The 653-nt window shown below is 50.7% G+C and carries 1 protein-coding gene; it reads right to left on the bottom strand.

Features of this window, described 5'->3' with window-relative positions; genetic code table 11:
- Positions 1 to 300 (bottom strand): translation initiation factor 2 (locus ACTQ33_RS17110; protein ID WP_441465690.1); only part of this gene is annotated, 300 nt, incomplete at its 3' end.
- Between the last annotated feature and the right edge of the window lie 353 nt (positions 301 to 653).

The raw sequence follows: 653 nt of genomic DNA on the forward strand, positions 1-653 counted from the left end.
CAGCGCCTGCTCGATCAGGCCCAGGACGAAGTCCCGCTGGGTGAGCTTTACGCCGGTCCGAGCCGTTTCTCTGGCCAGGTGGGTCTTGATGCGCTGGAAGAGTTCCTCGGGGATCTGGAATGCCATCGTTCTGCTGCCTGTCATGTTGATTCCTCCATTCTCATCTTTCATCTTGTAGTATTCAGTGAGCAGTGATGCGATGTACTGGCTGGTGGTCATCTCCAGGCGGTCTTTTTCTTTTGTTACCCGGTTGTGCAGGGCGATGTCGATTTGAGCGCATAGGTTTTTCGTGTTTGCCATGGCCTGCTCTCCTTTCCTCGTTTTGCAAAGCAAGTATATCCAAAGCCATGGCAGAAAGCTATTACCAAGACCACCAAGGAACCAGAGACAAAGCAAGCGATACCACCAACTGAAACAGCTACGTAATAAAAAGAGAGAAGCCCCCGCTGGCAGTTCGATTTGAACTACCAGCGGGGGCTTCTCTCGCTGTTTTCTGTTTGCTCAGAGGTTCGAATCACACCACATCACGAAAATGGCCTTTTGCATCTGTAAGCGTAAAATAGAGGAGGACACCTCAGGAAAGAGCAAGACTGCCATTTTTCACAAATGGCAGCCTTTATCTGCATATAGACTGGGCCGTTTCCTCCCATGGG

Origin of the sequence: Candidatus Avoscillospira sp. LCP25S3_F1 (genome assembly GCF_052117125.1) — a bacterium.
GTDB lineage: Bacteria > Bacillota > Clostridia > Oscillospirales > Oscillospiraceae > Avoscillospira_A.